The sequence below is a fragment of the Pseudomonas marginalis genome (assembly GCF_001645105.1).
GTDB classification, from domain to species: domain Bacteria; phylum Pseudomonadota; class Gammaproteobacteria; order Pseudomonadales; family Pseudomonadaceae; genus Aquipseudomonas; species Aquipseudomonas petroselini.
This window is the reverse complement of the sequence record NZ_LKEG01000060.1, coordinates 44,281-60,593: the sequence shown is the minus strand read 5'-3', so window position 1 is coordinate 60,593 and position 16,313 is coordinate 44,281. Positions and strand designations below refer to the sequence as shown.

Annotated in this window: 14 protein-coding genes; 12 read left to right on the top strand and 2 right to left on the bottom strand. The window is 63.7% G+C overall.

The genetic code is table 11. The annotated features are described in order from the left end of the window. Positions 1-156 precede the first annotated feature (156 nt). Together AO064_RS28030 and AO064_RS28025 are read right to left on the bottom strand one after the other, a co-directional pair. The gene (locus AO064_RS28030) at positions 157-1,494 is read right to left on the bottom strand and encodes a lysine N(6)-hydroxylase/L-ornithine N(5)-oxygenase family protein (protein WP_064055288.1); all 1,338 of its coding nucleotides are present in this window, start codon (positions 1,492-1,494) and stop codon (positions 157-159) included. A 119-nt stretch (positions 1,495-1,613) separates the two neighbouring features. Continuing rightward, positions 1,614-2,096: a sigma-70 family RNA polymerase sigma factor gene (locus AO064_RS28025; RefSeq protein ID WP_064055287.1), complete on the bottom strand. Its 483-nt coding sequence runs from the start codon at positions 2,094-2,096 to the stop codon at positions 1,614-1,616. Between the two features lie 257 nt (positions 2,097-2,353). On the opposite strand from AO064_RS28025, the gene AO064_RS28020 reads away from it, so the two are divergent. The 12 genes from AO064_RS28020 to AO064_RS27965 all read left to right on the top strand — a co-directional run bounded on the left by AO064_RS28020 (position 2,354) and on the right by AO064_RS27965 (position 16,105). Continuing rightward, positions 2,354-3,523 (top strand): efflux RND transporter periplasmic adaptor subunit, encoded by a 1,170-nt coding sequence (locus tag AO064_RS28020; RefSeq protein WP_064055286.1) that lies wholly within the window; start codon positions 2,354-2,356, stop codon positions 3,521-3,523. A 1-nt stretch (position 3,524) separates the two neighbouring features. Further along, entirely contained in the window at positions 3,525-5,495 is a 1,971-nt protein-coding gene (locus AO064_RS28015) for a MacB family efflux pump subunit (RefSeq protein WP_015884771.1), read from the top strand. Continuing rightward, positions 5,488-6,891: an efflux transporter outer membrane subunit gene (locus tag AO064_RS28010; RefSeq protein WP_082893996.1), complete on the top strand. Its 1,404-nt coding sequence runs from the start codon at positions 5,488-5,490 to the stop codon at positions 6,889-6,891. Before AO064_RS28015 ends, AO064_RS28010 begins: the two co-directional genes overlap by 8 nt. A gap of 104 nt (positions 6,892-6,995) precedes the next feature. Next, positions 6,996-7,745: an alpha/beta fold hydrolase gene (locus AO064_RS28005; RefSeq protein WP_064055284.1), complete on the top strand. Its 750-nt coding sequence runs from the start codon at positions 6,996-6,998 to the stop codon at positions 7,743-7,745. A 107-nt stretch (positions 7,746-7,852) separates the two neighbouring features. Then, the gene (locus tag AO064_RS28000; protein ID WP_015884774.1) at positions 7,853-8,620 is read left to right on the top strand and encodes a FadR/GntR family transcriptional regulator; all 768 of its coding nucleotides are present in this window, start codon (positions 7,853-7,855) and stop codon (positions 8,618-8,620) included. 226 nt (positions 8,621-8,846) lie between these two features. Then, positions 8,847-10,049 carry an ABC transporter substrate-binding protein gene (locus AO064_RS27995; protein ID WP_064055283.1) on the top strand — a complete coding sequence of 401 codons (1,203 nt, stop codon included), beginning with the start codon at positions 8,847-8,849 and terminating at the stop codon, positions 10,047-10,049. A gap of 57 nt (positions 10,050-10,106) precedes the next feature. Next, entirely contained in the window at positions 10,107-10,967 is an 861-nt protein-coding gene (locus AO064_RS27990) for a branched-chain amino acid ABC transporter permease (protein WP_015884776.1), read from the top strand. A 1-nt stretch (position 10,968) separates the two neighbouring features. Continuing rightward, entirely contained in the window at positions 10,969-11,979 is a 1,011-nt protein-coding gene (locus AO064_RS27985) for a branched-chain amino acid ABC transporter permease (RefSeq protein WP_046036496.1), read from the top strand. Continuing rightward, positions 11,976-12,725 (top strand): ABC transporter ATP-binding protein, encoded by a 750-nt coding sequence (locus AO064_RS27980; protein ID WP_015884778.1) that lies wholly within the window; start codon positions 11,976-11,978, stop codon positions 12,723-12,725. The genes AO064_RS27985 and AO064_RS27980 overlap by 4 nt, the downstream gene beginning before the upstream one ends. Then, positions 12,725-13,420 (top strand): ABC transporter ATP-binding protein, encoded by a 696-nt coding sequence (locus tag AO064_RS27975; RefSeq protein WP_015884779.1) that lies wholly within the window; start codon positions 12,725-12,727, stop codon positions 13,418-13,420. Before AO064_RS27980 ends, AO064_RS27975 begins: the two co-directional genes overlap by 1 nt. 13 nt (positions 13,421-13,433) lie before the next feature. After that, on the top strand, positions 13,434-14,702 hold the full coding sequence (locus tag AO064_RS27970; RefSeq protein ID WP_064055282.1) for a Zn-dependent hydrolase: 1,269 nt from the start codon (positions 13,434-13,436) through the stop codon (positions 14,700-14,702). Next, positions 14,699-16,105 (top strand): amidase, encoded by a 1,407-nt coding sequence (locus AO064_RS27965; RefSeq protein WP_064055281.1) that lies wholly within the window; start codon positions 14,699-14,701, stop codon positions 16,103-16,105. Before AO064_RS27970 ends, AO064_RS27965 begins: the two co-directional genes overlap by 4 nt. Positions 16,106-16,313: the final 208 nt, after the last annotated feature.

Below are 16,313 nucleotides of genomic sequence, written 5' to 3'. Positions count from 1 at the left end.
TCAACCATCACGCCAGTGCCGTCTGTAGGACCGCGTGTTTGTGGCGAGGGAGCTTGCTCCCGTTCGACAGCGCAGCTGGAGCCGGCTTTTTGGGGCCGCTCCGCAGCCCAGCGGGAGCAAGCTCCCTCGCCACAGCACGCTCCCTCGCCACAACGATCAACTGGCGGCAGCGAGTAGCAAGTCCTGCACCGACCGCCCCTTGCCGCGCCCACGGTCCAGCGCATACAACGACGCCGCAATCTCATCCGCCCGAATCGGCAGCACCGACAGCAAGGTGTCGCTCAACCCATGGCTGGCCTGGCTGAAACCCTGGATGTAGATGCCGGCGTTGCAACGCTCGTCGGTCACGATGCGGTAGTCGCGCGCCACGTCAAAGTCGCCCAGGTAATCTTCCAACGGCGCCAACAAGGCGCGGTGTGTCTGGCGCTCGTAGCCGGTGGCCAGGATCACCGCGTCGTAATGGTTGACGCTGGTTTCCCCGTTGGCGTTGTTGCGCAGCACCAGTTCAATGCCCAGCGGGCCTGGCGTGGCCTTCTCGACCACGGTCATAGTGCGGAACGCCTGGCGGGCGATGCCGGAGACTTTCTGGCGGTAGAAGATGCCGTAGATGCGCTCGATCAGGTCCAGGTCGACCACCGAATAGTTGGTGTTCTGGTACTCAGCCACCAGGCGTTCACGTTCGGCGCCCTCCTGCTGGAACACCAGGTCGGTAAAGGCCGGCGAAAACACTTCATTGACGAACGGGCTGTCATCGGCGGGCTTGAGTGCCGAGCCGCGCAGGATCATGTCGACCTGCACCGACGGGAAGCTGTCGTTCAGGTCGATAAAGGCTTCGGCCGCACTCTGGCCACCGCCGATAATGGCGATGCGCATGGCCTTGCCCTCGACACACGGCTGCGAGGCCATGCGCTCCAGGTACTGGGAGTGGTGGAACACCCGGCTGTCACCCTTGAGCGCCTTGAACGCTTCGGGAATCCGCGGCGTGCCGCCGGCGCTGACCACCACCGAACGGGTGGTGCGCACATGCTGCTCGCCGAGGGCATCGCGGGAGATCACGCGCAGGGCTTCGACCTGCTGCTGATGCAGGATCGGCTCGATGGCCAGCACTTCCTCGCCATAGCGCGCCTGGGCCTGGAACTGCCCGGCGACCCAGCGCAGGTAGTCGTTGTACTCCATGCGGCAGGGGTAAAAGGTGCCGAGGTTGATAAAGTCCACCAAGCGGTCGTGGGCTTTCAGGTAATTAACGAAGGAATACGGGCTGGTGGGGTTGCGCAGGGTCACCAGGTCCTTGAGGAACGAAATCTGCAGTTCACTCTGGGTCACCAGGGTATTGCCGTGCCAGCGGTAGTCGGCCTGTTTGTCGAGAAACAGCACGTCCAGTTTGCCCTGGGCCTTTTCGCGCTCCTGCAGGGCGATGGCCAGCGCCAGGTTCGAAGGGCCGAATCCGATACCGATCAGGTCGTGAACCGCGGGCGAAGCAATTGCCTGTGTCATTCCAGTGTCCTCTGGATAAGCCCCTTGGCGGTGGGGCGGGAATACCTTCAAGACCTGCACAACAGGTCATGTGTTGATAGGAAACGAGGACAATGAAATAAAATTTAACTGATCATTGATCAGTGGGCTTCCCACTCGCGCATCCGCACCCGGCAATGTTTCATGGCATTGACGATGTGTTTTTCCACCAGCGCGCGGGAAATGCACAGGCGTTCGGCAATTTGCACATGGGTCAAACCCTCGAGTTTGCGCAGCAGGAAGCTGTCGCGACAGGCAGGGGGCAGCTCGGCCAGGGCGCGCTCGAGCAGTTCCAGGCGCTGGCTGTGGTCATGGGTGGTGTGAGGTGAACAGGCGGCGAAACGCTCTTCGCTGTCCAGCACATCCAAGGGCTCAACCTGGCGCAAGGCGTTGCGCCGGTGGCCATCGATCACCAGATTGAGCGCGGTGCGGTACAAAAAGGCGCGGGGTTGTTCGATCGGCGTGTCGCTGGAACGTTCCAGCACCCGGACATAAGCGTCATGCACCACATCCTCGGCCACCTGACGGTTGCCCAGCTTGGCGTTGAGGAAACACACCAGCTCGCGATAGTAGTTTTCCAACATGACTCCCGACCGCCGGGTGGCGGCATTAGGTCCCTGAGTACAAAAAAAGACGGCGTTTACGTAATGGCAGTTTGGATGTGTGCAATTTATAGTAATTCTCATCTACTTTTAAAGCAGACTTGCATCAACGGAGGTTTTTTTTCTTCGAGGGCTGATGTAACTGCTTGTGTAACCGCCTAAATCCCCGCGCCTTTCTCTCGTTTACTTGTCAGCTCCCCGCAACTGCGGTCCGAACTTTCCTGGCTGGAAACCCAAGCATGAAACGCCCTCGACCTGCCCGACGCGCCTTGCTCGCTCTCGCGTGCCTGATCCCCATCATCGCCGTCGCGGCCTGGCAGGTGCTGCCGCCCGGGCGTGACGCCCTCACCACCGTCGCCGTCACCCGCGGCAATATCGAAAACAGCGTGACCGCCCTGGGCACCCTGCAACCCCGCCGCTACGTGGACGTGGGCGCCCAGGCATCGGGGCAGATCCGCAAGATCCACGTCGAGGCCGGCGACCACGTGCAGGAAGGCCAATTGCTGGTGGAAATCGACCCGTCCACGCAAAAAGCCAAGCTCGACGCCAGCCGCTATGCCATCGAAAACCTCAAGGCCCAGTTGCAGGAGCAAAAGGCCCAACATGAACTGGCACGCCAGAAGTACCAGCGCCAGCAACGCCTGGCCGCCGGCAACGCCACCCGTGAAGAAGATGTGCAAACCGCCAAGGCTGAATTGAGCGCCACCCAGGCCCGGGTCGACATGTTCCAGGCGCAGATCCTGCAAGCCCAGGCCAGCCTGCGCAGCGATGAGGCCGAGTTGGGCTACACGCGCATCTACGCGCCGATGACCGGCACGGTGGTGGCGGTGGACGCGCGGGTCGGCCAGACCCTCAACGCCCAGCAGCAGACGCCGCTGATCCTGCGCATCGCCAAATTGTCGCCGATGACCGTGTGGGCGGAAGTCTCGGAAGCCGATATCGGCCACGTCAAACCTGGCATGACCGCGTATTTCACCACCCTCAGCGGCGGCAACCGGCGCTGGAGCAGCACGGTGCGGCAAATCCTGCCGATCCCGCCCAAGCCATTGAATGAAACCCAAGGCAGCGGCAGCCCCAACAGCTCGAGTAAAAGCGGCAGCGGCCGCGTGGTGCTGTACACCGTGCTGCTGGACGTGGACAACAGCGACAACGCGTTGATGGCCGAAATGACCACTCAGGTGTTTTTCGTCGCCGGCCAAGTCAAGGATGCCCTCACCGCACCGGTCGCCGCGCTGCAAGGCACGTCCAGTGCCGACAGGCAGATCGCCCGGGTCGTGACCGGCAACGGTCGTATCGAGGAGCGCCACGTGCGGCTGGGCATCAGCGACCGCCTGCGCGTACAGGTGCTCGACGGCCTGAACGAAGGCGACCGCCTGCTGATCGGTCCGGCCGACGGCAACGGGGGTTGAGGTGACCACGCCCCTGATCGAACTCAAGAACATCCGCAAATCCTACGGCGGCGGCGACAGCCCGCAGGTCGACGTGTTGCGCGGCATCGACCTGTCGATCCATGCCGGGGAATTCGTCGCCATCGTCGGCGCCTCCGGCTCCGGCAAGTCCACGTTGATGAATATCCTCGGCTGCCTCGACCGTCCCAGCGTCGGCGACTACCTGTTCGCCGGCGAGAACGTCGCGCACCTGGACAGCGACGAACTCGCCTGGCTGCGCCGCGAAGCCTTTGGTTTTGTGTTCCAGGGCTACCACTTGATTCCCTCGGGTTCGGCCCAGGAAAACGTCGAGATGCCGGCGATCTACGCCGGTATCAGCGCCGCCGAGCGCCATGCCCGCGCCAGCGCCCTGCTCACCCGCCTGGGCCTGGCCGACCGCACCGGCAACCGCCCGCACCAGCTCTCCGGTGGCCAGCAACAACGGGTGTCCATCGCCCGTGCGTTGATGAACGGCGGGCACATCATCCTCGCCGACGAACCTACCGGCGCCCTCGACAGCCACAGCGGCGCCGAGGTCATGACCTTGCTCGACGAACTGGCCAGCCAGGGCCACGTGGTGATCCTGATCACCCATGACCGCGAAGTCGCGGCGCGGGCCAACCGCATCATCGAGATTCGCGATGGCTTGATCATCAGTGACTCGGCCCAGGACAGCGACGCGGCCCCAGGCGCCTCAACGGGCGCCCTGCAAGCCGTGGACCTGCGCCAACGCCTGGCCGACGGCGCCGAACACAATGGCGCGTGGAAAGCCGAACTGGTGGACGCGGTGCAGGCCGCCTGGCGGGTGATGTGGATCAACCGATTCCGCACCGCGCTGACCCTGTTGGGCATCATCATCGGCGTGGCGTCGGTGGTGGTGATGCTGGCGGTGGGTGAAGGCAGCAAGCGCCAGGTCATGGCGCAGATGGGCGCGTTCGGCTCCAACATTATCTACCTCAGCGGATCGTCGCCCAACCCGCGTACGCCGCTGGGGATCGTGACCCTCAACGATGTCCACGCACTGGCGGCCTTGCCTCAGGTGCAACGCATCATGCCGGTCAACGGCAGCGAAGCCGGGGTGCGTTTCGGCAACGTCGACTACATGGCCTATGTGGGCGGCAACGACACCAACTTCCCGGCGATTTTCAATTGGCCGGTGGTCGAGGGCAATTACTTCACGGCCGCCGACGAGCGTGCCGCTGCCACCGTGGCGGTGATCGGTCATCGCGTGCGTGAAAAGCTGTTCAAGGGCGAGGTCGACCCCATCGGCCAGTACATCCTGATTGAGAACGTGCCGTTCCAGGTCATCGGCGTGCTCGCGGAAAAAGGCGCCAGCTCAGGTAACAAGGACAGTGACGACCGTATCGCCATCCCTTATACCGCTGCCAGCGTGCGCCTGTTCGGCAGCTACAACCCCGAGTACGTAGTGATCGCCGCGGCCGATGCGCGCAAGGTGCGCGAGGCCGAGTTGGCGATCGACCAGTTGATGCAAACGCTGCACAACGGCAAGCGCGATTACGAGCTGACCAACAACGCCGCCATGATCCAGGCCGAGGCGCGCACGCAGAACACCTTGTCGCTGATGCTCGGTTCGATTGCCGCGATTTCCCTGCTGGTGGGCGGCATTGGGGTGATGAATATCATGCTGATGACCGTGCGCGAGCGGACCCGCGAAATCGGCATCCGCATGGCCACCGGCGCACGCCAGCGCGACATCCTGCGCCAGTTCCTCACCGAAGCGGTGATGCTCTCGGTGGTCGGCGGCCTGTGCGGCATTGCCCTGGCGTTGCTGGTGGGTGGCGTGCTGGTGCTGGCCAAGGTGGCGGTGCAGTTTTCCCTGGTGGCCGTAATGGGCGCATTTGGTTGCGCGCTGGTCACCGGTGTCGTATTCGGCTTCATGCCGGCCCGTAAAGCTGCCCGGCTCGATCCGGTTAAGGCGTTGACCAGTGAATAAACGATCCCTGTGCATGCCCGGCCTGTGCGTGTTACTCAGCGCCTGCGCCGGCCACCCTCCCGCCCTCGACAGCGGCATCGCTGCGCCCGCCAGTTGGCAATATGCCGAGCGTGACGCGGCGCAGGCCACCAACCAGCACTGGTGGACACAGTTCGGCAGTGCGCAGTTGAACCGTCTGGTCGAGCAAGCCCGCCGTGACAGTTTCGACGTGGCCGCCGCCACGGCCCGCGTGCGCCAGGCCCAGGCCAGTGCGGTGATCGCCGGGGCACCGTTGTTGCCGGAGGTGAAGTTCAACCTCGCCACCAGCCATCAGAAGTTGCTGCGTGGCCAGGGCGGGCCGGACCTGGACGTGTCACAAAGCGATGACGCCGTCGACAACTTCGGCGCCAACCTCACGGCCAGTTACGAAGTGGACTTCTGGGGTGGCCGCGCCGCCGCCCGTGACAGCGCCCTGCACAGCCTGCGCGCCAGCGAGTTTGACCAGGCTACCGTGGAACTGACCCTGCTCGGCAGCGTGGCCGACCGCTACGCCCAGACCCTCGCCGCCCACCAGCGAGAGCAAATCGCCGCGCTTAACCTGGCCAACGCCCGCAACGTGCTCGACCTGGTGCAGACCCGCTACGATGCCGGCTCCGCCACCGCCCTCGAACTGGCCCAGCAAAAAAGCCTGGTGGCCAGCCAGCAACGCCAGTTGCCCCTGATCCAGCAACTGGCCGAAGAATCGCGCATCACCCTGGCCGCCCTGCTCGGCCAGCCGGTGCAGGCCCTGAATCTGCGGGCCGAGCCCTTCCAGGCGCTGACCTGGCCAACCATCGGTGCCGGCATGCCCAGCCAATTGCTCAGCCGCCGGCCCGATATCGCCAAGGCCGAGGCGCAATTGGCCGCGGCGCAAGCCGACGTCACCGTGGCCCGCGCCGCCATGCTGCCCGCCGTCACCCTCGGCGCAACTCTGGGCTCGGATGCCTACAAGGCCATGGATATGCTGCGCAGCCCCTACTACACGCTGACCGCCGGCCTGGTCGGTCCGATCTTCAACAACGGTCGTTTAAGCGCTGAACGCGACAAGGCCCGCGCCCGCCAGGATGAACTGCTGCACACCTATCGCGGCGCGATCATCAACGGCTTTGCCGACGTGGAAAAAGCCCTCAGCAGCATCACCCGCCTCGACCAGCAGCGCCAATGGCAACGTGAAGAACTGCAACAGGCGCAGAGCGCGTTCCAGATCGCTGAAAGCCGCTACCAGGCAGGCGCCGAGGATTTGCTCACGGTCCTGGAAACCCAGCGCACCCTGTACGCGGCCCAGGACCAGAACGTGCAACTGCGGCTGGCGCGCCTGCAGGCCAGCATCGCGCTATACAAAGCACTGGGCGGCGGCTGGCAGACGGAGATCCGATAAACAAAACTCCGATTTCGTACACATGCCGTCTTTTCACCCTACATTCCTCGACCCAAGGTCCTTGGTAAAAAAGCCGTTATCACACGGTTGCCCGGGATCTCTCGATGACTGCTGCAAAACACCTGACGTGCGCCTGCCTGTGGCTGATAGCGGGCCTGGCCCACGCTCAACCGCTGATCCCTCCCACCGCCATCGACTGGCTGTTGGACTGCCCGCTCCCCACCGTTGAACGCCTGGACCCCGAGGTGTTGCAACGCACCCAATGCGGCATCGTGACCGTACCGCGCAACTACGCGTCCCCCCGGCAAGGCAACCTGCGCCTTTACCTCACCCGCGTCGGCGCACGCGATCCGCTGAACCGTGAAGGCGTGCTGTTTGCGCTGGCCGGCGATGTGCCCCGCAGCAATCAGGGCGGCACCTTCGTCATTCACCTCACCAGTCTCTGGGGGACCTACGCCAACCCGGCCTATCGCACGCTGATCAACCGTTACGACGTCATCGAACTCAGCCCCCGCGACCTCAGCAATGAAAACGGCGTCGAACAGGCCGCTCAAGACCTGGAGTACGTGCGCACCCAACTCGGCGATGCCCAACTGCTCTACCTGGGCAACGCCGATGCAGCCCGCCTGGGCAACCGTTACGCCGCGCTGTTCCCCGAGCGGGTGGCGCGCATGGTGCTGGTCAATGCGCAACAGGCCGAGACGGCCGCGCCCCAGGTCGAACAACTGCGCCTTAAAGACCCCGCCAAGCAGGACGCCAGCGGGCGTATCAACCGCTGGGTCGGTGACTTCCTGGTCTACGGCAAGCAACCACCGCAGTCCACTCGCTGCCTGGATTCCGTCAACGCGCAGTAGCGAGCCGTTTGCGACCTGTTGCCCTCGAAAACGACACCCGGCGTTGACGCTGCTCCTCGATCGTTATTAAGTGCTATTTATCCGCATTAATACGATAAATCGAACCCATGCTAAGCCGCCCGCTACGACGCAAACGCCAGAAGCTGTCCGACGTGATTGTCGAGTCGGTCAAGCGCTCCATCGTCACCGACGCCTTGAAGCCCGGCGACCGCTTGCCCACCGAACGCGAGCTGATGGAAAGCTTCCAGTGCTCCAAGGGCTCGGCCCGCGAAGCGCTCAAGGCGCTGGAAGTAGAAGGCCTTGTGAGCACGCGCACGGGCCCCAGCGGCGGTGCCTACCTGAACCAGGCCGGCACCGAGCCGGCCAGCCGCGCCTTGCGCAACTACCTGCACTTCCAGCATCTGGACGGCGAGCAGGTGTACCAACTGCGCAAAGTCATCGAAGTGGAACTGGCGGTGTCGGTGCTCGGGCGCCTCAGCGAAGACGACTACCAGGCCCTGCAAGACAACGTGGATTTTTGCAGCGCGCCGGAAGACAGCGAAGCCGGCCAACGCGAGCAACGCCTGGCGGAACTGGAGTTCCATAACCTGCTGGCCAAGGCCTGCCCCAACCCGCTGCTGAGTTTCATGGCGCAGTTCCTCAACGACCTGTTGCGCGACCTGGTGGTGCTGAAAAAAGCCTACAAGCCCAAGCGCAAGCAGTTCGATGCCGCCAACCTGGACTATCACAAGCAGTTGCTGATCGCCTTTCGGGCCGGGGATGAAAGCGCCGTGCGCAGCCTGATGCACGAACACATGTGCGACGCCGAGCACCACATGACCGCCCTTGAAGGCCAGGTCAGCCCACATTTTCTACTGGAGTTCGATCACTCTTAAAAAACGCCACAGACCCCATGTGGGAGGGGGCTTGCCCCCGATGACGCCAGCATATTCAACATTAATGTCGACTGACACACCGCTATCGGAGGCAAGCCACCTCCCACATTTGGACTGCATTTCAACCCCACACCGTTTCATCCAATAACAGGCCTGCCCACAGGCCCTTGCTCCACCGTATCGCCATTGCCACTCCTGCCAATAACTAAACCAGGGAGTCACCCCCATGCAGCGTCGTACGTTGTTGAAAGCCAGCCTCACCGCAGCCGCCGCCCTCAGCCTACCGCTGAGCATACGGTCGGCATTCGCCGCCGAGCCCTTTACCTTTTACGGCCTCAAGTCCATGTCCGGCGCCTTTGCCAGCTATGGCAAGTTTGCCGACATGGGTTCGCGCCTGGCGGTGGAGCAACACCCCGAACTGCTCGGCCGCCCGCTGAACTACAAGGTCATCGACACCGAAGGCAACGCCGGCAAGGCCGTGCGCAAGGTGCAGGAGGCTATCCAGCAGGACGGCGCGCGGTTCTTCCAGGGCTGCACCTTGTCGTCGTCGGCATTGGCGGTGGCCAAGGAAGTGGACAAGGTCGGTGGCGTGTTCATGACCCCGGTGGGCGCCGACGAAGTCACCGGCAAGGACTGCAACCCCGCGACCTTCCGCTGGTCGGTGCCCACCTACGGCGCGATCCGCGAAACCCTGGTGCCGCTGATCAAGTTACTGCCGGACGCCAAGCGCTGGTACACCATCACCCCGCAATACGTGTTCGGCGAAGCGCTGTTGGAAGGTGCGAAAACCGTGCTCAAGGACAACGGCCTGGAACACATCGGCAACAGCTACCACTCGTTGCAGGAACAGGAATTCTCCGGCTACCTGACCAACGCCATCGCCGCCAAGCCCGATGTGCTGGTGCTGCTCAACTTCGGCAGCCAGTCGTCCAACACCCTGCGCCAGGCGGTCAACTTCGGCATCAAGGAGCGCATGAAGGTGCTGCTGGTGTGGTCCGCCGGACTCGACCAGTTCCAGGAACTGGGCAGCGACATTCTCGCGGGCGTGTACCTCGGCGCACAGTACTGGCACCAGGTCGACACCCCGCTCAACCGTGAGCTGGTCAAGCTCACCCAGGCCAAATACGGCATCAACCCGACCTACCCGCTGGCCGCCGATTACATCAGCACCAAGGTCATGCTAGACACCATCATTGCCACCGGCAGCTTCGACGGGCCGACCGTGGCCAAGGCCATGCAGGGCCTGAGTTTCGAAGGCCCCACCGGCAAGGAATCGATCCGCGCCGGCGACCACCAGGTCATCAAGGATTACTACCTGCTGATCGGCAAAGCCAGCAGCGAGATGGCCGACAAGGATGACCTGGCCAAAGTGCTCAGCGCCGGCCAGTCGTTCCCGCCAGTGGAAGCCACGGGCTGCACACTCGGCTGATCCCCTGAAATAGGTAGCGCAGGGCCGCGCGAGCGGCGTCCTGCAGAGGGTTCCTGCATGCTTAATCTTTACCTGTTCCAGATCCTCAACGGCCTTGGGCTGGGGATGATCTACTTTCTGATCGCGGTCGGGCTGACGATCATTTTCGGCCTGCTCAACTTCGTCAACTTCGCACACGGCGCGTTCTTTTTGCTCGGCGCCTACATCTGCTACACCGCCGTGAGCCTCACCGGCAACTTCTGGCTGGCGCTGCTGATTGCGCCGCTGGTGGTGGCTGCGTTGGCCTGGGTCATCGAGCGATTATTGATCCAGCGGATCTATCACTTGCCGCACATGTTCCAGATCCTGGTGACCCTCGGCATCGCGCTGATCATCCAGGAAGCCAGCGTGATGATCTGGGGCCCGGTGGGCAAGAGCGTGGCCGTGCCGGAACTGCTGCGCGGCGTGTTGGTGGTGGGTGATTTCGTCTACCCCTACTACCGTCTGTTCCTGATTGTGTTTTCCGGGTTGGTTGGCCTGGGCCTGTGGTTGCTGCTGGAACGCACGCGCTTCGGCGCCCTGGTGCGGGCCGGCAGTGAAAGCACCGAGACCGTGTCCCTGCTGGGCACCAATATTTTCCGCCTGTTCTCCATGACCTTCGCCCTCGGCGTGGCCCTGGCCGGCGTCGCGGGCGTGCTGTTTGCACCGTTGCGCGGCGCCCAGCCTTTTGTCGGCCCGGAGATTCTCGGCGTGGCCTTCGTGGTGGTGGTAATCGGCGGCATGGGCTCGTTCAGCGGTGCGCTGGTCGGCGGTTTGCTGGTGGGCGTGGTGCAAAGCCTGATGACCACACTCTGGCCCCAGGGTGCGAGCCTGATGATCTACGGCGCCATGGCCGTGGTGATTCTGGTACGTCCTTACGGCCTGTTTGGGAGAGCCTGACATGAGCGAGAAAAATCCCCTGCCGTTTGCCAAGACGCAATCGCGCGCGATGTTGCTGTGGGTGCTGGCGGTGCTGATCGGCCTGCCGTTGATACTGCCCTCGGCGACCCTGGCCACCGAGATCCTGATCTTTGCCATGGCGGCCCTGGCCTGCAACCTGTTGCTGGGCTACACCGGGCTGCTGTCGTTCGGCCAAGGTATCTTCTTCGGGGCCGGCGCTTACTGCGCGGCGTTGCTGATGATCCACCTGCAACTGGGCCTGTTCACCGCGTTGCTCGGCGCCGCCATCGCGGGTGGTTTCCTGGCCTTGCTGGTCGGCGCCCTGGCGATCCGGCGCACCGGCATCTACTTCGTGATGTTGACCCTGGCGTTCAGCCAGATGGCCTACTTCGTCGCCTACACCCTCAGCGACTGGACCGGCGGCGACAACGGCCTGCTCAGCGTGCCGCGCCCGGAGATTCGCCTGGGTGACACGGTGCTGCTGTCCCTGGCCGACGCCCGCGCCTTCTACGGTTTTGTCGCGGTGTTGTTCCTGCTGATCTTCATCGGCGCCCGCCGAGTCATCGCCTCGCCGTTCGGCAGCACCTTGATGGCGATCCGCGAAAACGAAACCCGCGCTTCGGCCATCGGCTACGACACACGCCACTTCAAGATCCTGGTGTTTGTATTGTCCGGCGCCGTCACCGGCATCGCTGGGGCGTTGTACGCGATGCTGCTGCACTTTGTGCCGCTGTCGAATATCGACCTGGCGATGTCCGAGAACATCCTGATCATGACCATCGTCGGCGGCACCGGCTCGCTGTTCGGCTCGCTGCTGGGCGCTGGTTCCATCGTGTTGCTCGGCGATTTCCTCTCCGACCTGTGGCCACGCTGGCTGATGCTGCTGGGAGTGATCCTGATCCTGGTGGTGATCTTCATGCGCGGTGGTTTGTGGGGCGGCCTGGCGTCGCTGTTCGAGAAGGTGCGCGGCAGCCGCAAACCCGCCGTCGTCGCCAAGGAGGAAGGGCTATGAGCATCCTGCTGGAAACCAAAGACCTGGAACTGGCCTATGGCGCGTTCCACGCAGTGAATGGCGTGAACCTCAAGGTCGAGGCCGGCACCATCCACACCATCATCGGCCCCAACGGCGCCGGCAAGACCAGCCTGTTCCACTGCCTCACCGGCGAGCGCCAGGCCACCGCCGGGGCGATTCATTTCGACGGCAAGAACCTGATGCGCAAGCCGGCCCACGGCCGTGTCGGCCTGGGCATGGCGCGCTCGTTCCAACTCACCAGCCTGTTCCAGAACCTCAGCGTGCGCGAGAACCTGCGCCTCGCTGCCCAAGGCCGTGACGGTGCCCGCGCACTGAATTTCTGGCGCCGCGTGGACAGCAAGCGCGAACACCTGGAGATGGCCGATCAAGTGCTGGAGCGCCTGCAACTCAGCGCCCGCGCCGACACCCTGGCCGGCGAGTTGTCCCACGGCCAGCAACGGGTGCTGGAGGTGGGCATGTCGATCTGCTCCAAACCGAAACTGTTGATGCTCGACGAGCCCACCTCGGGCATGGGCATCGACGACATCCCGATCATGACCCAACTGATCAGCGACCTCGGCCGCGACCACACGGTGCTGCTGATCGAACACAACATGAGCATTGTCATGTCCATCAGCCAACGCATCACGGTGATGAGCCACGGGCAGATCCTGGTGGAAGGCACGCCGGAATTCGTGCGCGCCGATGAACGTGTGCGCACTGCATACCTTGGGGAGGCTGCCTGATGCTGATCGTCGAGAATATCCACTCCTACTACGACAAGAGCCACGTGCTGGAAGGCGTGTCGCTGACCGTCAACCCCGGCGAACTGGTCACGCTGCTCGGCCGTAATGGCGCCGGTAAGACCACCACCCTGCGCAGCATCCTCGGCATCATCTGCCCGCGCCAGGGCCAGATCCACTTCAACGGCCAGGCGCTGGTGGGCCAGAAGATCTTCGAAATCGCCCGCCAGGGCCTGGCATTGGTGCCGGAGAATCGCGGAATTTTCCGCCTGCTCACCGTCGAGGAAAACCTGCGCATCGCCGCGCGCAAAACCAGCCGCTGGCAGCTTGAAGACGTCTACACGATGTTCCCGCGCCTCAAGGAGCGGCGCAAAAATGCCGGCCACGCGCTGTCCGGCGGCGAGCAACAGATGCTCGCCATCGCCCGCGCCCTGCTCAACGACCCCAAGCTGCTGATCCTCGATGAGCCCACTGAAGGCTTGGCCCCGGTGATCGTCGACGAACTGGTGAAGATCCTGCGCAAGGTCAAGGACGACGGCCTGCCCGTGCTGCTGGTGGAACAGAACCTGATGGTCTGCGACAAGCTCGCCGACCGCCACTACGTGCTCGAACAAGGCCGCGTGGTGTACGAAGGCAGCGCCGAAGCTTTCCGCGCCGACCCAACCATCAAAAACCGCTATCTGGCCCTGAGTGCCTGACCGGAGATTGCAGATGAATAGTTTCGCGCAACCGCTCAAGAGCAACGCCCCGCTGATCAACCGCGACCGCTTGTGGCAATCGCTGATGGACCTGGCCCGACTCGGCGCCACCGCCAAGGGCGGCGTGTGTCGCCTGGCGCTGACCGACCTCGACCGCCAGGCCCGCGACCTGTTTGTGCAATGGTGCGAGGCCGCCGGCTGCAGCGTCAGTGTCGACGCCATCGGCAATATCTTTGCGCGCCGTGCCGGGCGCAACCCCGCCCTGCCCCCGGTGATGACCGGCAGCCATATCGACACCCAGCCCACCGGCGGTAAGTTCGACGGTTGCTACGGAGTGATGGCCGGTCTGGAAGTGATCCGCACCCTGAATGACCTGAACATCGAGACCGAAGCGCCGATTGAAGTGGTGGTGTGGACCAACGAAGAGGGCTCGCGTTTTCCGCCCTGCATGATGGGCTCCGGGGTGTTTGCCGGTAAGTTCGACTTGCAGGACACCCTCGACAAAGTCGATGACCAGGGCCTGTCGGTCGGCGCCGAACTGCAACGCATCGGGTATGCCGGCTCCCGCGCAGTCCTCGGCCACCCGGTAGGCGCGTATTTCGAAGCGCATATCGAACAAGGCCCCGTTCTGGAAGACCAGGCCACGACGATTGGCGTGGTGATGGGTTGCCTGGGCCAGAAGTGGTTCGACCTGACCTTCACCGGCGTCGAGGCCCACGCCGGCCCGACGCCGATGCACCTGCGCAAGGACGCCCTGGTCGGCTCCGCCGAAGTGGTCAGCGCGGTCAACCGCATCGCCCATCAACAACAACCCCACGCGTGTGGCACGGTCGGTTGCCTGAGCCTGCACCCCGGCTCACGCAACGTGATTCCCGGTCAGGTGCACATGACCCTCGACCTGCGTCACCTGCATGCGGACACGCTGCAAGCCATGGTCGATGAAGTGCGCGGCGTGATCGAAGCCACTGCCACCCGGCACGGGTTGGCGTTTGAATTGACCCCCACCGCCGACTTCCCACCCCTGGACTTCGCCCCGGCCTGCGTCAACGCCGTGCGTGAAGGCGCCGAGGCCTTGGGTTTGAGCCATATGGACATCGTCAGCGGTGCCGGGCACGACGCGATTTTCGTCGCCGAACTGGGCCCCGCCGGGATGATCTTCGTGCCGTGCGAAGGCGGCATCAGCCATAACGAAATCGAAAACGCCGCGCCGGACGACCTGGCGGCGGGCTGCGCGGTATTGCTGCGGGCCATGGTCAATGCCGCCCAGGGGGAAATCGCATGAGCGAGATCGGGCAACTAACGGCAGTGCAACTGCTGCAGCATTTTCGCAACAAGACCTTGTCGCCGGTGGACGTCACCGAAGACGCCTTGCTGCGTATCGAACGCTATAACCCGGTGGTGAACGCCTACTGCCACGTGGACCCGGAAGGCGCGCTGAAGGCCGCGCGCGCCTCGGAGCAACGCTGGCTCAACGGCCAACCCTGCGGCGCGCTGGACGGTGTGCCGGCGTCGATCAAAGACCTGACGCTGACCGTCGGCATGCCCACCCGCAAGGGCTCGCGCACCACATCCGCCGAGGGCCCATGGGACATCGACGCGCCCTTCACCGCCTTTATGCGCAAGGCCGGCGCGGTGCTGCTGGGCAAAACCACCACACCGGAATTCGGCTGGAAAGGCGTCACCGACAACCCACTGTACGGCATCACCCGCAACCCCTGGGACACACGCACCACGGCTGGCGGATCCTCCGGCGGCGCAGGGGCAGCGGCCGCCTTAAACCTCGGCGTGTTGCACCAGGGCAGCGATGCGGGCGGTTCGATCCGGATTCCCTGTGCGTTTACCGGCACCTTCGGGATCAAGCCGACCTTCGGTTATGTGCCGCAATGGCCGGCCAGCGCCATGACCCTCCTCTCGCACCTGGGGCCGATGACCCGCACGGTAGAAGACAGTGTGTTGATGCTGCAAACCATCGCCCAGCCGGACACGCGAGATGGCTTGATCGGTGCGCCACGGACCACACCGTGGTTGTCGGGCGCAGCGGATTTGAAAGGGTTGCGCGTGGCCTACAGTCCCAACTTCGGTTACGTGGATGTCGACCCGCAGGTGGCCAAGGTGGTCGCCCAAGCGGTTCGAGGCCTGGAGCAGCTGGGCGCGCATGTCGAGCAAATCGACCCGGGCTTCAGCGACCCCCTGGAGGTATTCAGCACCTTATGGGCAGCCGGCGCGGCCCGCCTGACCGGGCCCATGAGCGAAGCGCAAAAACAACTGCTGGACCCTGGCCTGCTGCGCATCGCCCAGCGCGGCGAGCGGCTGAGCCTGAATGACTTCAACTCAGCCCTCGAAGCCCGCGCCGCACTGGTGGCACGCATGGCCGCGTTCCATGAGCACTACGATGTACTGGTGTCACCGATGATGCCGATCACTGCGTTTGAGGCCGGGCATGACGTGCCACCGGGTTCCGGCTTGCAGGAATGGACACAGTGGACGCCGTTCACCTACCCCTTCAACCTGACCCAACAGCCCGCGGCATCGGTGCCGTGTGGATTGGCAGCGAATGGCTTGCCGGTGGGCCTGCATGTAGTGGGCGCGCGGTTTGCCGATGAACAGGTGCTGAGGGTGTGCCAGGTGTATGCAAAAGCGTTCCCCACCGAGCACTTGCAAGCCCCAATCACCAGAACACGGTAGAACCCAATGTGGGAGGGGGCTTGCTCCCGATAGCAGTGTGTCAGTTAAAACATCTGTAACTGACCCACCGCCATCGGGAGCAAGCCCCCTCCCACATTTGGACNCAGACGCAACTCCGGTCGGCTTTAAGGCCGCCGCGTTTGCCTTTGCTCTACACCACTCAAGCCGGCTGTCAGGCCGCTGTGCTCTGGCTTTTGATCTTGATCTT